This is a genomic window from Roseovarius sp., from assembly GCF_040223625.1.
GTDB lineage: Bacteria > Pseudomonadota > Alphaproteobacteria > Rhodobacterales > Rhodobacteraceae > Roseovarius.
Genome location: NZ_JAVKFX010000033.1, coordinates 80,390 through 98,132, shown reverse-complemented (window position 1 = coordinate 98,132; position 17,743 = coordinate 80,390). Strand labels below are relative to the sequence as shown.

General features: G+C 67.3%; 15 protein-coding genes and 1 pseudogene. 10 read left to right on the top strand and 6 right to left on the bottom strand.

The window, feature by feature from the left end:
* Positions 1-4 precede the first annotated feature (4 nt).
* The 5 genes from RLN94_RS09800 to RLN94_RS09780 are packed head-to-tail and all read right to left on the bottom strand — an operon-like array spanning position 5 to position 6,875.
* The gene (locus RLN94_RS09800) at positions 5-2,125 is read right to left on the bottom strand and encodes an acetate--CoA ligase family protein (protein ID WP_350132522.1); all 2,121 of its coding nucleotides are present in this window, start codon (positions 2,123-2,125) and stop codon (positions 5-7) included.
* A gap of 12 nt (positions 2,126-2,137) precedes the next feature.
* On the bottom strand, positions 2,138-3,325 hold the full coding sequence (locus RLN94_RS09795; RefSeq protein ID WP_350132519.1) for an acyl-CoA dehydrogenase: 1,188 nt from the start codon (positions 3,323-3,325) through the stop codon (positions 2,138-2,140).
* Positions 3,325-4,527, bottom strand: coding sequence for an acetyl-CoA C-acyltransferase (locus RLN94_RS09790; RefSeq protein WP_350132516.1), 1,203 nt, complete (start codon positions 4,525-4,527; stop codon positions 3,325-3,327). Before RLN94_RS09790 ends, RLN94_RS09795 begins: the two co-directional genes overlap by 1 nt.
* Positions 4,528-4,575: 48 nt before the next feature.
* On the bottom strand, positions 4,576-6,099 hold the full coding sequence (locus RLN94_RS09785) for a 3-hydroxyacyl-CoA dehydrogenase (protein WP_350132579.1): 1,524 nt from the start codon (positions 6,097-6,099) through the stop codon (positions 4,576-4,578).
* Positions 6,100-6,101: 2 nt separating this feature from the next.
* Positions 6,102-6,875, bottom strand: coding sequence for an enoyl-CoA hydratase-related protein (locus RLN94_RS09780; protein ID WP_350158548.1), 774 nt, complete (start codon positions 6,873-6,875; stop codon positions 6,102-6,104).
* A gap of 175 nt (positions 6,876-7,050) precedes the next feature.
* Between RLN94_RS09780 and RLN94_RS09775 the strand changes: the two genes are divergently transcribed.
* From RLN94_RS09775 to RLN94_RS09755, 5 genes are all read left to right on the top strand, one after another.
* Positions 7,051-7,812 carry a GntR family transcriptional regulator gene (locus RLN94_RS09775; RefSeq protein WP_350132510.1) on the top strand — a complete coding sequence of 254 codons (762 nt, stop codon included), beginning with the start codon at positions 7,051-7,053 and terminating at the stop codon, positions 7,810-7,812.
* 69 nt (positions 7,813-7,881) lie between these two features.
* The gene (locus tag RLN94_RS09770; protein WP_350132507.1) at positions 7,882-8,865 is read left to right on the top strand and encodes a Bug family tripartite tricarboxylate transporter substrate binding protein; all 984 of its coding nucleotides are present in this window, start codon (positions 7,882-7,884) and stop codon (positions 8,863-8,865) included.
* An 86-nt stretch (positions 8,866-8,951) separates the two neighbouring features.
* Positions 8,952-9,296 (top strand): hypothetical protein, encoded by a 345-nt coding sequence (locus tag RLN94_RS09765; RefSeq protein ID WP_350132506.1) that lies wholly within the window; start codon positions 8,952-8,954, stop codon positions 9,294-9,296.
* 26 nt (positions 9,297-9,322) lie between these two features.
* Positions 9,323-9,478 (top strand): hypothetical protein, encoded by a 156-nt coding sequence (locus RLN94_RS09760; protein WP_350158547.1) that lies wholly within the window; start codon positions 9,323-9,325, stop codon positions 9,476-9,478.
* 12 nt (positions 9,479-9,490) lie between these two features.
* Positions 9,491-10,999 (top strand): tripartite tricarboxylate transporter permease, encoded by a 1,509-nt coding sequence (locus RLN94_RS09755; protein ID WP_350132500.1) that lies wholly within the window; start codon positions 9,491-9,493, stop codon positions 10,997-10,999.
* A gap of 16 nt (positions 11,000-11,015) precedes the next feature.
* Here the strand turns inward: RLN94_RS09755 and RLN94_RS09750 are convergent, their stop codons facing one another.
* Positions 11,016-12,083, bottom strand: coding sequence for a TauD/TfdA family dioxygenase (locus tag RLN94_RS09750; RefSeq protein WP_350132497.1), 1,068 nt, complete (start codon positions 12,081-12,083; stop codon positions 11,016-11,018).
* 79 nt (positions 12,084-12,162) lie between these two features.
* Here RLN94_RS09750 and RLN94_RS09745 point away from each other — a divergent pair, with 79 nt between their 5' ends.
* The 5 genes and pseudogenes from RLN94_RS09745 to RLN94_RS09725 all read left to right on the top strand — a co-directional run bounded on the left by RLN94_RS09745 (position 12,163) and on the right by RLN94_RS09725 (position 17,738).
* On the top strand, positions 12,163-13,071 hold the full coding sequence (locus tag RLN94_RS09745; protein WP_350132494.1) for a LysR family transcriptional regulator: 909 nt from the start codon (positions 12,163-12,165) through the stop codon (positions 13,069-13,071).
* Between the two features lie 274 nt (positions 13,072-13,345).
* Positions 13,346-14,377, top strand: coding sequence for an energy transducer TonB family protein (locus tag RLN94_RS09740; RefSeq protein WP_350132491.1), 1,032 nt, complete (start codon positions 13,346-13,348; stop codon positions 14,375-14,377).
* Between the two features lie 183 nt (positions 14,378-14,560).
* Complete coding sequence (locus RLN94_RS09735; RefSeq protein ID WP_350132488.1) at positions 14,561-16,465, top strand: PAS domain-containing protein; 1,905 nt, start codon at positions 14,561-14,563, stop codon at positions 16,463-16,465.
* 39 nt (positions 16,466-16,504) lie between these two features.
* A pseudogene (locus tag RLN94_RS09730) lies at positions 16,505-16,969 on the top strand (CheR family methyltransferase); the annotation flags it as partial.
* A 130-nt stretch (positions 16,970-17,099) separates the two neighbouring features.
* The gene (locus tag RLN94_RS09725) at positions 17,100-17,738 is read left to right on the top strand and encodes a chemotaxis protein CheW (RefSeq protein WP_350132485.1); all 639 of its coding nucleotides are present in this window, start codon (positions 17,100-17,102) and stop codon (positions 17,736-17,738) included.
* The last annotated feature ends 5 nt before the right edge of the window (positions 17,739-17,743 follow it).

Here is a 17,743-nt window from a genome sequence, read left to right as displayed (position 1 = left end):
TTTCCTACCTGTCGGACATAAGCAGGCAATCCACCGCGATGGCGCCCTCCGGCCCGGCCAGCACCGGGTTCAGGTCCAGTTCCCGAAGCCAGTCGCCCGCCGCGGCCCCGAAGCGTGACACCGCCGCGATCATCCGGCACAGCGCCGCGCGATCCACCGGCGGCGCGCCCCGCACCCCGTTAAGGATTTGTTTAGATTTCAACCGGTCGAGCATCCGGGCCGCCTCGCTCTCACTCACCGGCGCCCGGTGAAACACCACGTCCTTCTGCACCTCGATCAGGATGCCGCCCATCCCGACCATCACCACCGGCCCGAACCCCGGATCGCGCCGCAGCCCGATCACCAGCTCGGCATTCCCCGCGCCCATCTCCTGCACGATCACCCCGTCGACCCGGGCCTCCGGCGCCGCTTTCGCCGCCCACCCGACAATCCTGTCATAAGCCGCCCGCAGTTCCTCCGGCCCGGCCAACCCGATCTCCACGCCGCCGATCTCCGTCTTGTGCAGGATATCCGCCGACTCGATCTTCAGCGCCACGGGCCAGCCGATCCCCTCGGCCATCGCCACGGCCTCATCCGCACTCCCCGCAAGGCCCACCCGCGCCACCGGAACGCCCGCCTCGGCCAGCATCGCCGCCGTCTTCTCCGTCGGCACGAACCCCGCACCGGGGGCGGGCAGGGGGGCACACTCCCCGTTACCCTCATCCGCCAGCCACGCCTTGCGCGCCTCGTTCCAGTCCACCAGCGCGGCGATCGCATCAATCGTCGGCTCCGCCCCCCTTAGCGCACAAATCCCCAACTCCCGCAAAGCGCGCAGCCCGTCCTCCGGCGCCGCCACCCAGCTCACCACGAACGGCTTCTCCGTCTCCGCCTTCAATTCGCGGAACGTCTCGGTCAGCGTCTCGACGAACCCGTCCATCAACTGCAGCCACACCGCCGCCACATGCACGTTCGGATCGTCCAGCACCGCCTTGACGCTCTCTTTCAGCATCGAGGGATCGGCAATGAACTGCGCCGTCACGTCCACCGGGTTCCCGGCCGCGCCGAAGTCGGGCAGTATCCCCTTCAGCCGCGCCACCGTCTCCTCCGACAGGCGCGGCACCTCCAGCCCCACCTCCTCGGCCCGGTCGCTCATCAGCACGCCCGCGCCGCCCGATTGCGTGACGATCCCCACGCCCCGCCCCTCGGGGCAGGCGGTCGTCGTCGACATGTCGACGATGTCCAGCATATGCTCCTCGTTCCGCGCCCGGATCACGCCGTATTGCCGGGCGATCCCGTCGAACACCGCATCCTCCCCGGCCAGCGCCCCGGTATGCGACGACGCAGCCCTCGCGCCGGATTCCGTCCGCCCCACCTTGGTCACCACCAGCGGCTTGCCCAGCTCCATCGCCCGCCGCGCGGCGGTGACGAAACCGGGCCCGTCGGTGATCCCCTCGATATAGCCCGCCAGCGTGGTGATCCGGCTGTCCTCGGCGATGCGGCCAAGGCAATCGGCAAAGGTCACATCGGTCTCGTTGCCGGTATTGGCGAAGTACCCCAGCCCCAGCCCACGCTTCCGCGCCAGCGCGGCGATGGCCGTGCCGAAGGCGCCCGACTGCGTGACGAACCCCACCGGACCCGCCTGCGTCGGCCCCATGCCGTACTGCGTGAAGGTCGCGAACGCCCCGTCGAAGGCGTTGATCACCCCCAGCGTGTTCGGCCCGCAAAGCCGCATGCCGTGGCGCCGGGCGATCTCGACCACCTGCTCTTCCGCCCGGCGGCCTTCCTCGCCCATCTCGCCGAAGCCCGAGCTAAAGACGATGGCCGCCCGCACCCCGGCCTGCCCCGCGGCCTCGGTCTGCCCCGGCACCGCCTTCGCGGGCACCGAGATGACGGCAAGGTTCGGCACCTCCCCGATCGCCCCGATGGCGGCAAAACAGGGATGCCCGCCGACCTCCTCGTATTTCGGGTTCACCGGGAAGATCCGGCCGGTATAGCCCTTCTCCAGAAGGAATTTCATCACCCGGCCGTTGAGCTTGTTGAAATCGCTCGACACCCCGATGATGGCAATCGACCGCGGCGAGAGCAGGCAGTCGAGCGCGTCGCGCCCGGTCCGGTTCTCCATGGGTTTCTGGTTCGTCTGTGCCATGCCACCGTCTCCCTAACCGCTGAACGCCCGGATGCCGGTCTGCGCCGCGCCCAGCACCAGCGAATGGATGTCATAGGTGCCTTCCAGCGTGTTCTCGACCTCGAGGTTCATCATGTGCCGGATCACGTGATACTCGTCCGAAATCCCGTTGCCGCCATGCATGTCCCGCGCAGTCCGGCAGATCTCCAGCGCCTTGCGCGCCGCGTTGCGTTTCACCAGCGAGAACATCTCCGGCGTCGCGCGGCCCTCGTCCTGCAACCGGCTCAATCGCAGGGTGGCGTGCAGCGACAGGGCGATCTCGCTCTGCATCTCCGCCAGCTTCGCCTGCACCAGCTGGCTCGCCGCCAGCTTGCGACCGAACTGTTCGCGCTCCATCACGTAATCGCGCGACGCCTGCCAGCAGAACTCCGCCGCGCCCATCGACCCCCAGCAGATCGCCAGCCGCGCCCGGTTGAGACAGGTCAGCGGCGCCGACAGACCCTTCGCCAGGGGCAGAACCTGCTCGTCGGGCACGAACACCTCGTCCATCGCGATCTCGCCCGTGGGCGAGGCGCGGACCGAGAATTTTCCCTCGATCTTGCGCGTCTCCAGCCCCGTCATCCCGCGTTCGAGGATAAAGCCCCGCACCTCGCCCGCGTCATCACGCACCCAGACCACCAGCACATCGGCGATCGAGGCATGGGTGATCCACACCTTGTTCCCGCTCAGCCGATAGCCCCCGTCCACCTGTTTCGCCCGCGCCCGCATCCGCGACGGGTCCGACCCCGCGTCGGGCTCCGTCAGGCCGAAACACCCGATCAGCTCGCCCCGCGCCATCGGCGGCAGGTACTTTTCCTTTTGCTCTTCGCTGCCGAAAAGGTGGATCGGAGTCATCGCCAGCCCGCCCTGCACCCCGCAGGCCGAGCGGAACGCGGCATCCACCCGTTCCAGCTCCCGCGCCACCAGCCCGTAGGCGGTATAGCTCGCCCCGGCACAGCCATAGCCCTCGATCTGCATGCCGAGGAACCCCATCTCGCCCAGCTCGCGCATGATGGCGGGGTCGAAGGTTTCGTGCCGGTGCCAGTCGAGGATCACCGGCATCAGCCGCTTCTGCGCAAAGTCGCGGGCGCTGTCGCGGATCATCCGCTCTTCCTCGCTCAGCAGGTCCTCCACCAGCAGCGGATCGCGCCAGTCGAACCGGGGCTTGCCGGCCTCGCCCATCAAAGCACTTCCATGACGATGGCGATGCCCTGGCCCATACCGATGCACATGCTGGCCAGCGCGTATTTCCCGCCCCGGCGTTTGGCCTCGTGAATGGCCGTCAGCGCGATCCGCGGCCCCGAGGCGCCCAGCGGGTGGCCAATGGCGATCGCGCCGCCATTGGGGTTCACCCGGTCGTCGTCATAGGACAGGCCCAGCCCCTTCACACAGGCCAGCGCCTGCGCGGCAAAGGCCTCGTTGATCTCGATCACCGCCATGTCCGACAGGGAAAGCCCGGCCCGCTCCAGCGCCAGCTTCGAGGCCGGCACCGGGCCGAACCCCATGGTCCTCGGCGGCACGCCCGCCACGCCGCTCGCAAGGATACGCGCAATCGGCTCGCGCCCGATCCTCTCACCGGCCGCCCGGCTGCCCATCATCAGCGCCACCGCCCCGTCATTGAGGCCCGAGGCGCTGCCCGCCGTCGTGACACCGCCGGCATTGAGCGCGCGCAGCTTGGCCAGCCCCTCCATATCGGTTTTCGGCCGGGGATGCTCGTCGGTCTCCACCGTCACATCCTCGCGGCCCCGCCCGCCGGGCACGGTGATCGGCGTCACCTCGGCGCCGAAGAACCCCTGTTCCTGCGCCTTGGCCCACCCCTGTTGCGAGCGCAGGGCGAAGGCATCGCTCTCCTCCCGCGTTATCCCGTGCTCCTCGGCCAGGTTGTCGGCGGTCTGCGGCATGGAATCGCTGCCGAATTCCTGCTCCAGCTTCGGGTTCGGGAAACGCGCCCCCACGGCGCTGTCATACCAGTCGAGCTGCCGGGCATAGGGCTTGCCATGCTTGGCGATCACGAAGGGCGACCGGCTCATGCTCTCCACCCCGCCCGAGATCACCACGTCGCCCTCGCCGCAGGTCAGCGCATGCGCGGCCGAGACCATCGCGCCCAGCCCGCTGCCGCAATTGCGCTGCACCACCGTGCCCGGCACCTCCACCGGCAGCCCGGCGCGCAGGGCGGCATGGCGCGCGACACAGCGGCTGTCCTCCCCCGCCTGGTTGCCGCAGCCGACGATCACGTCGTCGATGGCGCCGCCTTCCAGCTTCGAGCGCTCCATCAGCGGGCGGATCACCTCGGCCAGCAGGTCATCGGGCCGGATCCCGGCCAGCGCGCCGCCCGAGCGTCCGAAAGGGCTGCGCAGCCCGTCATAGATATAGGCGTCAAGCATGGGTTGTTCCTTTCGCTAGGCGTTTGATCTTGTCCCTTTTGCCGCCGGTCACGCCCGCGGCGCCGGTTCCACCGTGGTCGCCGACACCCCGAGCGCCGCCCGCCGCCGCAGCCACGGCCCGGTGCGATAGCGCGGATCGCCGGTGCAGTCGCTCATCCCCTCGAGGATCTGCACGATTCGCGCAGGTCCCAGCGTGTCGGCAAACTCCAGCGGTCCGTTGGGATAGTTGAGCCCCAGCTTCACCGCCCGGTCGATATCCTCCGGCGTGGCAATCGCGTTCTGCGCCACGCTCGCGCCGATGGCGGAAATCATCGCGATGATCCGCTGGGCCACGAAACCGGGGCTGTCCTTGATCGGCGTCACCGGCGTGCCGTCCTGCGCCAGCATCGCATGGACCTTCCGCATCACCTCCGGCCTTGTGACGATGGTCTGCATGACCGTGCGCCGGCCCTTGAAGCCGAATAGCGGGTCGACGGCCACCGTACGCTCCGGGTCCAGCCCGGCGCGGGCGGCGTGGGTGCTGGCATCCAGCCCCAGCGGCGCGATCAGGATGATGCTATCGCCCGTGGGCCGCTCCCCCTCGTCCAATTCGGCGCCCGAGGCGCGCACGATCTCCTGCAACGCCGCCGCATCCTCGCCGGGCTCGACCCAGAAGGTGCCGCCGTCGAATGCCGGCGCCTCCGGCTCCTCCGGCCGCTGCTGCTTGCCGTCTTCGTAGGCGTAATGCCCTTGCTTCGTCTTCCGCCCCAAAAGCCCGGCCTGCATCCGCTGACCCATCAGCATGGCGGGCCGGAAGCGCGGCTCGTGGTAGGACTGCTCGTAAATCTCGATGCTGGCGGGGTGTGTCACGTCCAGCGCCGTCAGGTCGAGCAGCTCGAACGGCCCCATCCGGAACCCCGCCGCATCGCGCATGATCCGGTCCACATCGGCGAACTCGGCCACCCCCTCGGCCACCAGGTTCGTGGCCTCCAGCGTGTAGCCCCGGCCGACCTGGTTCACCAAGAAGCCCGGCGCATCGGCCACCCGCACGGGCGTGCGGCCCATCGCCTTGCCTAGCTCGATCAGCCGGTCGATCACCGACGGCTCGGTGCGGATCCCGGCGATCACCTCGACCAGCGGCATGAGCGGCACCGGGTTGAAGAAGTGAAAGCCCGCCACCCGTTCCGGGTGATCACATGCCGCCGCAAGTCGCGTAATCGACAGCGACGAGGTGTTGCTCGCCAGGATACACGCCTCGCCCGTCGCCTCCTCGAGGGCGGCGAAGACCTTGGTTTTCAGCCCCATATCCTCCGACACCGCCTCGATGACAACGTCGCACCCGGCAAAGGCGTCGATCCCCTCGGCCTTGTTCAGCAGGCTCTTCGCCTTGCCCGCCGCCTCGGCCGTCATCCGCTCCTTCTCGGCGGCCCGGTCCAGCATGCCGCCGATGAAGGTCAGCGCCTCGTCGGTGGCCTCGGATCGCGCGTCGTGCAGCAGGACCTTGCAGCCGCCGGTCGCGGCCACCTGTGCAATCCCGCGCCCCATGGCGCCGGCGCCCACGATCCCCACGGTCGGGGTTTCGCTCATTCCCATTGTCATCTTCCTTTGAATTCCGGCTTCCGTTTCTCGATGAAGGCGCGCATGCCCTCGGCCTTGTCCTCGGTGTCGAAGAGCGTGTCGAAGGTGCGCCGTTCCAGCATCAGCCCCGCCTCGAGCGAGGTATCGTGCCCGGCCAGCACCACCTCCTTGATCCGCCGCGCGGCGAGCGGCGGCATGGCGGCGATCTGCCCGGCCAGCTCCAGCGCCCGGTCCAGCACCTCGTCATCTGGCACGCATTCGCTGGCCAACCCCATCTCGAACGCCTCGCGCCCGCTGATCGGCTCGCCGGTCAGCATCAGCTTCATCGCCTTGAACTTGCCCACGGCCCGCAACAGCCGCTGGGTGCCGCCGCCGCCGGGCATGATGCCGACCTTGATCTCGGGCTGGGCGAATTTCGCGTTTTCCCCGGCGACGATGATGTCGGCATGCATGGCCAGCTCGCAGCCGCCACCGTAGGCCGCGCCGCGCACCGCGGCGATGAAGGGCAGGGGGCAATGGGCGATCACGCCCCACATCCGGCGGATATTGGTGCGGGTGATCTCGGCGGTGCCCATCTCGGCCATCACCTTGATATCGGCCCCAGCGACAAAGGCCCGCTCGTCGCCCGTTACCACGACACACCGCGCGTCCGGGTCGTCATAGAGCGCCGCGAACCGGTCGGTCAGCGCCTTGCGCAGCGCGTCGCTGAGTGCGTTGCGCGCCTCGGGCCGGTTCAGCCGCAGCAGCACCGTGCCGGATCCATGACGCTCTTCGTTGACCAGCTCGGACATCGGTCCCCTCCCTTGGTGCCGACGGATTCACTCGCAGAATCATTCTAAGATTGGAATGACATAAAAACAATAACAATTTTCTGGACGGGTCGATCCTTCATTTGCTACCATCCTCGGAATGCCGGGCCTTGCCCCGGCGGCGCGCCTTCCGTCCGGCGAAGGAAAGGGTCGAAGAATGGACATCCTGAGGAACAGTCCGGGAAAGCTTTACCTGCATGTCGCGGACATCCTGCGCCAGCGCCTGCGATCGGGCGCGCTTGCCCCCGGCGACCGGCTCAAGCCGATCTCCGAACTGGCCGAGGAATTCCGCGTCGCCACCGTCACCATCCGCCAGGCCGTGGCGATTCTCGAATCCGAAGGCCGGCTCTACCGCCAGCAGGGCGCCGGCACCTTCGTCACCGAGAATTCCACGGGCGACGACAGCTTCGCGGTCGGGCTCGACTGGCCCGAACTGCTCGACATGGTGACCAAGACCGACCCGCGCCTGATCGAGAAGCGCGAGAATGTCGAACTTCCGTCCCGGGGCGACCTCAAGGGCGGCAAGGCGGCGTCCTCCTATGTCTACCTGCGCCGGGTGAACGCGCTGAAAGGGCTCGATTGCCTCGTGGCCGACGCCTACATCGCCTCCGATCTCTATGACCGATGCCCCGAGCGGTTCGACCACGAAACCATCATCCCGGTGATCGAATCGCTGCCCGGCGTGACCATCGCCAAGTGCCATCAGACCCTGACCATCGGACAGGCCGACATGGACAAGGCCGGCCTGCTCGGCCTGCCGCTCAGCGCACCGCTGGGCGATATCCGGCGCATCCTGACGGCGCCGGATGGCACGGTTCTCTATTACAACGACGTCTCCTATCGCGGGGACATGGTGAAATTCGAGATCAGTCTCGAATTGTCCGCGGATCAGGCGAACGCCTCGCCGGCGCGGGAATAAGGCGGACAGAGAGGAGGTCCGCTGAACGGGCGCCACGTGCGTCCAGCAAAACGAACTGGGAGGAACCAAATGACGAAGTCAAAACTTCTTGTCGGCGTGGCTGTCGCCGCCATGACCGCCATGCCGGCGGCGGCGCAGGATTACCCGTCGCAGCCGGTGCAACTGACTGCGCCCTACGGGCCCGGCGGCGCCTCGGACCTCGCGGCGCGCAACCTTGCCAACGTCGCGCCGGATTTCGTGGGCCAGCCGGTGCTGGTGACCAACCGCGCCGGCGCCGGTGGCGCCACCGGCTCGGCCTATGTCCGCAACGCCGATCCCGACGGCTACAACCTGCTGCTGGCCCGGATCGGCTCGCACAGCATTTCGCCGGCGATCAAGTCGTCCATGCCCTACGAGTGGGACGATTTCACCTATCTCGGCCTGCTCGAGATCAACCCGGCCGCCTGCGCGACGGCCACGTCCAAGCCCTATGAATCCCTCGATGACCTGCGCGACGCGATCGAGGCCAACCCCGGCGCCATCACCTACAGTTCGGCCGGTGTCGGCACGCTGCACCATCTCGGCGGCATCATGCTGCTCGACGTGCTAGGCTTCGAGGACCCCGCCGTCGCGGCCACGCATATCCCGTTCCAGGGCGGCGGCGCGGCCGCGGCCGCGGCGGCCACCGGACAGGTCGATTTCGTCTGCTCCAACATCTCGGCCATCATCAGCCAGATCGAAGGCGGCCAGCTCCGCCCGCTGGTTGTGACCACGCCCGAGCGGGTCGACTCGCTGCCCGACGTGCAGACCGCGTCCGAACTCGGATATCCCGATCTCGAGGCGCTGGTCGGCTGGTCCGGCCTCGTCGGCCCGCCGGACATGGGGGACGAGGTGATCTCCGTCTGGACCGACGCGCTCCAGCAGGTCTCGGCAGACGAGCGATGGGTCAAGCAGACCGAGTCGCTCGGCTCCGTCCCGATGATCCTCTCCCCCGAAGAGACCGTCGAATTCGTCGAGAACCAGTACACCACCTTCCGTGGACTGGTCGAAAGGCTAGGCCTCCAGATCGACTAGGACCGTCCGACGACGGTGCGGCCGGCGCGCCCGCCGCACATCCTGATCCGCCGATCCGCGATCGGCCGCAACCGGAGGGACCGTCCGTGAAGACCGATCACAAGCGAGACGTCGTGCTCGGGCTGGCCGTTTGCGCCATGGCCCTGATCATCCTGTTCGGCATCCTCCCCTGGGCGGTCAAGGCGCCCAAGGTGATCCCCAACCTCGCCCTCTCCCCGACATTCTGGCCCCGCATCATCCTCGTCAGCGTCGCCGGGCTGAGCGCCCTGCTGGCCATCCGCGCCTATGTCGACCATCTCCGCGCGCGGCAGGCGGGCGAGGGCGGCGCCAGCGATCAGGCCGATCCGCTCGCCGACACGCCTCCCTTCGACCTCAGCGACCTGCGCGTCATCGTGGCGGCCCTGCTCATGGTCGGCTTTGCGCCCTGCTGAAATCCTTCGGCGTGGTGCTGCCGGCGATGGCGCTGCTCGTCGCGATGATCCTGCTGCATGACCGGAGGCAATGGCCAAAGGCCGTCATCCTGACCGTCGCCATCGTGGCGGGCCTCTACCTGTTCTTTCGCTTCGTCGCCCGGGTGCCGGTTCCGCTGGGCCCCCTGAACGCCATATTCTGAAGGTCTGACGCCATGATCGAGAACATCTCGGACGCCTTCATCCTCTTCCTGAACGTCTACAACCTCGTGGCCCTGGCGGGCGGCATCGCGATCGGCGTGATCGTCGGCGCCATCCCCGGCATGACCTCGACCATGGCCGTCGCCCTGACCCTGCCGTTCACTTTCACCCTGCCGCCGGTCACCGGCATCCTGCTGCTGCTGGGGGTCTACAAGGGCGGCGTCTATGGCGGCTCGATCCCGGCGATCCTAGTCCGCGCGCCGGGCACGCCGGCGGCCTCCTGTTCGGTGTTCGACGGCTATCCGCTGGCGCAGAAGGGGCAGGCGGGCAGGGCGCTCGACATGGCGCTCTACGCCTCCTGTTTCGCCGATCTCGTCTCCAACCTCTCGCTGATCCTGCTGGTGGGCTACCTCGCCGCCCTCGTCACCAGCTTCGGCCCGCCCGAGAATTTCACGCTGATCTTCTTCTCGCTCACCATCATCGCGTCGGTCTCCGGCGAAAGCCTGCTGCGCGGGTTCATCTCGGCCGGGGCGGGCCTGCTGCTCGCCACCGTGGGGCTCGACCTGATCTACGGCACCGACCGGTTCACCTTCGGCAATGCCAACCTGCTGGGTGGGCTCGCCTTCATCCCGCTCCTGATCGGGCTCTTCGCGATCCCCGAAATCCTCAACGGATATGCCAAGCGCGGCGCGCCCGAAAAGGTCCCCGCCGACCCCACCGGCACCCGCGCCACCTTCGCCGATTTCCGCCGCTGCTTCCGCTCGATCTTCCGCGGCAGCCTGATCGGCGTCGTCCTCGGCGCCATCCCCGGCATCGGCGGCGCGCCCTCGGCCTTCGTCTCCTATTCCGAGGCGATGCGCCGCTCGCCCAACCGCAAGAATTTCGGCAAGGGCGAGCTCGAGGGCGTGGCGGCCGCCGAGGCCGGCAACAACGGCGTCGCCGGCTCCACGATGATCCCGCTGCTGGCGCTGGGCATCCCGGGCGACGTGATCACCGCCGTCATCCTCGGCGCCTTCATGGTCCACGGCCTGCGCCCCGGCCCGATGCTGTTCGAGCAGAACATCGACCTGATCTATGCCCTCTTCATCGGCATCTCGATCAGCTCGCTCTTCCTGCTGATCATCGGCAAGGCCGCGATCCGCCTTTTCCGACATATCGCCTCGATCCCGATGCGATACCTCTATCCCATCGTCATGGTGCTCTGCGTCTTCGGCGCCTACGCGGTCAACAACTCCTTCTTCGACATCTACGTGATGGTCGCCTTCGGCATCCTCGGCTTCATCATGATGCGGATGCAGGTGCCGTCGGCGCCCTTCCTCATCGCCTTCATCCTCGGCCCGATGCTCGAAGACAGTTTCCGGCAGTCGCTGCTCCTGTCACAGGGCAGCCTGACCATCTTCGTCCGAAGCTGGATCACCTGGATCTTCTGGGCGCTGACGATCCTGTCGGTCGCGCTGATGTTGCGCCGTCATATCATCGGCAACGCGGAGGAGACGACGCTGCCGGACGTGCCGAAAGGGTAGGGGCGACGGACCCCGGCTAGTCGAGCGGGGCGTGGAGCCGCGTCTCCTTCGTGATGATCCCGCCCCGATTGCCGATCTCGATCGAGCCGTAGCGCTCCCGGAAACACTCCGGCAGCGGCCGGTCCCCCTCCAGCGACAGCCAGAGGCGCAGCAGGTGGCGGCGCTCCTTCGGGTCGGGCCAGTCGAGAAAGCCGGTCCGGTCATGCAGCTGCGAATGGTTGTAGACGAACTGCATGTCCCCCGGCTCGAGGTCCATGGCGAAGTTCAGCTCCGGATCGTCGGCCAGCCGGTCGAACATGTCGAGCGCCTCGACATGCTCCGGCGTCAGCCGCATCGCCTCGTCGAACCGCTGGGCGCTGTCGATATACTGCCGCTGGTAAAAGACCGTCAGGCACCCGTCATGCCAGCTCAGCACCGGGATCTCCATGAACGGCTTCGCGCCGTCCGGCACCTCGCCCCGACGGTCCGTGGCGATGGGATCGAACAGCTTCAGCAGCAGGTCCGGCCGCTCCGCCCGCATGCGGTTATAGATGCTCTCGGCGCTGACCAGCAGCGACCGGCCGCCTTCCTTCGCTTTCTTCAGGCACAGAAGGCCCACCACGTCGGCGCTGTCGGTATGGAAGGTCTGCCGCGCCGAAGTCTGGTAGATCCGGCTGTTCGGGTCGTTGGCATCCGCCCCGATATCGCGCACATGGCCGAGGATGTGGCCTTGCGCATTCTGCGACCGCGCGCTGCCGATATGCGCACCGATCCCGCAGAAGATGGTCGCCGCCATCTGCTGACTGTACCGTTCGACGGGCAGCCCGCGCAGCACCTCGACACCTACACCCTCGCGCATCGTGTGCCGCAGGTCCTTCAGGTGGCCGGTGAAGCGCTGCAGGGGAAAATCTTCCCGCGTGATCTCGCCCACGTCCCGGCCAAGGCCCAGGAAATGCTCCGCCGCCTGCTCCAGATCGGCGATATCCGCCTCGTCGAGCCGGTACAGCCACCGATCAGGGTTTCCGGCCATCTCGCGGCCAACCCAGGCAGACGGCCCGGTCAGCTTTTCCGGAAGGTCGTTCAGATCAATCGCGGCGGCACTCATGTCGGTCTCCTCTTGGTCGAGCCATGTTTATGTCCTAGATTAATCAAACTGCACAAAAAAATGAGTTTCAGTCATACTCATGCCCGACCCGTCCCTCACCGTCCTGCGCGCGCTGAAAAGCCTCCGCGACACCGGCAGCGTCTCCCGCACCGCCGCCGAGCTGGGGCTGACGCAATCCGCCGTCAGCCGCGCCATCACCGGCTATGAACAGGCCACCGGCCTAACCCTCCTGCGCCGCGACGCCCGGCCGCTGACCCTGACCGAGGCGGGCGAGGTGATCGTCGGCCACGCCACCGATATCGACCGCTCGCTCGCGGCGCTGGCCGGGGAATTGGCCGCGCTGCGTCAGAACCGTGCGGGCACCCTGCGGATCGGCTCCTTCGGGCCGACCGCCTCCACCCGTATCCTGCCCGACCTCCTGAGCCGCTTCCGCAAGACCCACCCCCGCATCACCGTCAGCATCAAGGAAGGGCCCGACGACACCACCCGCGAGACGTTCTCGAAAGGGTTGACCGATGTCGCCGTGCTCTCCGACCCGGTCGATGATCTCGACGCCCTGCCCATCGCCACCGACCGGCTCGTCGCCCTCCTTCCGGACGGGCACCCGCTGACGGCACGACCGGCCGTCTCGCCCGGCGACCTGGCCGCGACACCATTCATCATGACCCTTGCCGGAAACGAGCCCGCCATCCTCGACTGGTTTCGCCAGGCCGGGCTCCGGCCCGACACCCGCCACCGCGTCCAGCAGACCCATTCCATACTCGCGCTCGTCGGGTCGGGGCAGGGGGCGGCCATCGTCGCCTCCCTCTCCCTGCCGCAGGATGTGCAGGGCGTCCGCATCGTGCCGCTGGCCCCGAACACCGAACGGCAGGTCTACCTCGTCAAGACACCGGGCACCCCCCGGTCGAACGCGGTCACCGCCTTCTGGGATTTCGCGCAGGGCGCCGATATCGACTTACCCGCGCCCCGCGCCCCGCGCACACGATAACGGCTCTTCAACTTTCCGGGACAAATGGCCGAAAAACCCCCGTTGCGGGCGTTTCCGGCCCCGCCGCGCCCCTCTCCCGCGATGGACCGCGCCGCGCTCTTGTACTAATTGTCAAAGCGGACCACATAGCTCGGGCCGGCCACGGTCAGGCCCGCCCCGAACCAATTCGCTTTCCGATCGGTGCCCCTCCGATGAGATGTTCGATCACTTCAGCGCATGTCGCCGCACCGCCCCGGGGCCCGGTGGCGGCCCTGTCGGCGCACCGGATCTGCTGATGGTCAGACGTTCGCTTCTCGTTGCCGGGGCGGCCATACTGCTGTCGCTGCTGACGCACCTGCTGATGCTGAACTTCGCCACGCACGAGGTGCGGACCGACCGCGACAGCACGCCCCCGCCTCCTCCCGACGTCAGCGGCACGTTCGACGAATTCGTCGAATCCGCCCCCGAGCCGGTCGAGCCCGAACCCACCCCGCCGATGGAAATGCCCGAGGTCAGCAGCCCCGACCCGGTGGAAGACACCACGCCCACCTCGAACGCCCTGGTCGAATCGGACAACCCCCAAACCGACGAGACGCCGGGAACGGAAGCCTCCGAGACAGTCTCGCCCGAGCCCGGCCAGCCCGCCGAGACCGGCGAGGAGGCCGAGACCGATCTCGCCGCCCAGCAGCCCGAGACGCCCGAGCCCAGCCCCGAGCCGTCCGAACCCGTCGCGGAGGCCCCGGAAACCCCGGATGAGCCGGTCGAGGAAGCCCGCCAGCCCGACGCGCCCCAGGTCACCATCGAGGCCACCGAGGAAACCCCCGACATCCCGGCCGCGCCCAGCGACGAAACCGTCCAGAGCGCCGCCGTCACCCGCTCCCTGCGGCCCCCGAAACAGCGGCCCTCCACCGAGGCGCTCCGCAACCCCGAGACCGTTCAGGAGGCGCAACCCTCCGGCAGCCAGCGCACCCGCATCCAAAGCAGCGGCCTCGAACTCCTGGCCCAGAACGGTGGCCTCGCCGCCGCCAGCGCCTCGGTCTTCGGCAATCTCGGCGCCTCCGGCAATGCCGAGGCGGCCAACTATGCCGGCCGCGTTCTGACCCATCTCAACAGCACCGCACGGATGGCCAGCTCGGCCCGCGGCTCGGCCCGGGTGCAGTTCCAGATCAACGCCGACGGCTCCATCGCCTGGGTCAGGGTGATCAACAGCTCCGGCTCGTCCGGCATCGACCAGGCCGCGGTGGCCCAGGTCCGCAAATCCGCGCCCTTCCCCAAGCCGCCGGAAGGCACCACGCGGCAGATGGTCTTCGTTTACCACAGCAACTAGGACAACCCGCGTGACCCGACGGGCCCCGCCGGGCTCCGGCCCCGCAAGGCGCGCCGGCCAACACGGGTGAATTTTCACTAAATACCGGAAAGGAAGCGGCCCCGACCCTGCCCGCCTTTAACGGGGATTTAAGGCCCCGCGCGGATGTTGCCCGCAGGTGATATTCAGATTGAGGCCCGGGCCATGACCGCCAAGAGCAATGCGGCTGCAACAGCCGACGTTTCCGACAACGACGACCAGCACCTGCAAGGCATGGTCGATGCCATGCACTGCGTTCAGGCGGTGATCGAGTTCGATCTGAACGGCACGATCCTGACCGCGAACGACAACTTCCTGAAAACGCTCGGCTACGACCTGAACGAGATCCAGGGCCGCCATCACAAGATGTTCTGCGATCCGCAACTGGCCGCCTCCGACGCCTACCGCGATTTCTGGATGCAGCTTGCGATGGGCGAATTCATCTCCGGAGAGTTCCAGCGCTTCGGCAAGAACGGGCGCGAGGTCTGGATCAACGCCTCCTACAACCCGATCCTCGACGCCGACGGCAAGCCGGTCAAGGTGGTCAAGTTCGCCACCGACATCACCGCCGAAAAGCGCCGCACCGCCGAACAGGACGGCAAGCTGGCCGCGATCGACCGCTCTCAGGCGGTGATCGAGTTCGAGCTTGACGGCACGATCCTCACGGCGAACGAGAACTTCCTTTCCGTCACCGGCTACGTGCTGGACGAGATCAAGGGCCGGCACCATCGCATCTTCTGCGATCCCGATTATGCCGGCAGCGGCAAGTACAAGTCGTTCTGGGCCGACCTGGCCGAGGGGCGGTTCGCCACCGGCGAATTCCAGCGCTTCGGCAAGAACGGCCGCGAAGTCTGGATCAGTGCGACCTACAACCCGATCCTCGATTCCAAGGGCAGGCCGTTCAAGGTCGTCAAGTTCGCCACCGACATCACCGCGGAGAAGCGCCGCACCGCCGAGCAGGATGGCAAGATGGCCGCGATCAGCCGCGCGCAGGCGATGATCGAGTTCGAGCTCGACGGCACGATCCTCACCGCGAACGACAATTTCCTCGCCGTGACGGGCTATTCGCTCGACGAGATACGCGGCAAGCATCATCGCATGTTCTGCGATCCCGACTACGTGCGCAGCGGCGACTACAAGGCGTTCTGGACCGATCTCGCCGCCGGCAAATTCGCCGCCGCGCAGTATCGCCGCTTCGGCAAGAACGGCAAGGAAGTGTGGATCAACGCCTCCTACAACCCGATCCTCGATGCCAAGGGCGACCCCTTCAAGGTGGTCAAGCTCGCCACCGACATCACCGCCCAGAAGGCGGTCGAACTGAACGTGTCGCGCATCGCCAGCGATTTCGTGGCGAAATCCGCCGATATCGACGAACAGGCCAAGAAGGTCGCCGAAGGGGCCCAGACCCTCGGCTGCACCACCGAGGAGATCAACGCCTCGGTCGAGGAGCTCAGCGCCTCGATCGACTCCATCGCCCAGAACAGCGGCATGTCCGACGAAATCGCCAAGCGCACCAAGGACGAGGCCGATCTCGGCGCCAAGGCCATCGATCGCTCGATCGAGGCGATGGACCTGATCAACGCCTCCTCCGAGGAGATCAACGAGATCGTCAAGGTCATCAGCGAAATCGCCGGCCAGACCAACCTGCTCGCCTTCAACGCCGCGATCGAGGCGGCGCGCGCCGGCGAACACGGGCTCGGCTTCTCCGTCGTGGCCGACGAGGTGCGCAAGCTGGCCGAGCGGTCGTCGCAGGCCACCAAGGAAATCACCAAGCTGATCAACGAGACGGTCAAGCGCGTGACCCAGGGAAGCGAAGTCTCGCGCGAGGCGGGCGCCGCCTTCACCAAGATCCTCGCCGGCATCTCGGACACGACCGAATCCATCACGCAGATCTCCGTCGCCGCCAACGAACAGCAGACAGCCGCCCGCGACGTTGCCGAGGCGATCCAGAGCATCGTCGACGCCTCCGAACAGGCCGTGGTCGCCTCCGACTCCATCGCCGAGGCCACCGACGGCCTCCGCATCGGCGCCGAGGGGCTCACCCACGAAATCGCCAAACTCGACGCCTGACGCCTACGGCCACGTCACACCCAGGGGAAGTGCAGCACCATGGAAAGCTCGAAAACCATGAGCGATGGCGATTTCGCGAAATTGCGCGCCATCGTCTACTCCCAGACCGGCATCAACATCGGCGATACGCGCCGCTCGCTGCTGGTCACCCGCCTGCGCCCCCGCCTGCGCGACCTCGGGCTGACCGATTACCGCTCCTATATCACCCGCCTGTCGCAGGACGCCGCCGAACGCCAGGAACTCACCAACCGGGTCACCACGAACGAAACCTATTTCTACCGCACGCCCCGGGTCTGGACCTATTTCAACGACGTCTTCGTGCCGGGCTTCCTGCAAAAGGCCCAGAACCGCCCGATGCGGGTCTGGTCCGCCGCCGCCTCCACCGGGGAAGAGGCCTATACCACCGGCGTCTTCCTCGAAGAGGTGCGAAGCCGCGCCGACCGGTTCGACTATGCTATCCTCGGCACCGACATCTCCTCCCGCGTGATCGACGTGGCCACCGCCGGCCTCTACAAGGGCCGCCCCGTCGCCCGTTTCCGGCAGGAACGGCCCGACCTGTTCGTTCACCAAGCTCGCCCTGCCACGGGCGGATATCGTCGAGGGCTGCCTGCTGGGCAAAGAAAACGAGATCATCATGCTGCTGGACTACGAAGTCATGAAGCGCGACCGGATCCTCGTCGACACCGCCCGCCGCTGTCGCGAAGTCCACCCGCCCGAGGACGTGGCCAAGGTCGAAACCGGGCAGAGCACGGCCAACGCCCGGCTGACCTTCATCGTCTTCGCCTTTCAGAAACGCTTCGCCCTCGACACCTCGCAGGTCAACGAAGTCATCGATTATCCCGAAACCCTGTTGCAGCCGCCCTATGCGATCGACTTCGTCGACGGCGTCATCAACCTGCGCGGAGAGCTGATAAGCCTGATCAACCCGCGCAAGCTCTACGGCCTGCCCACCGACAAGCGGGAGGGCGAGAAGGTGCTGATCTTCCGAAGCGAAGGCAGCAAGTACGGCATCCTCGTGGATTCGATCGACGAGATCGTGATCACGACAGAGAACAAGGTCTTCGAGATGACGGCCATCAACCACCAGGACACCTCGATGAAGATCGCCGAGGATATCTGCGGCTGCATCCAGAGCCCGACCCGGGGCAGCATCATGATCCTCGACACCGGTGCCCTTTTGCGGCGCTGCTTCAAGACCGCCGGCGACAGCGCGCTCGCACCCGCCGCCCTGCGCGACGACACGGGCGCCATGTCCGGCCGGCCCGCGCCGTGACGGCG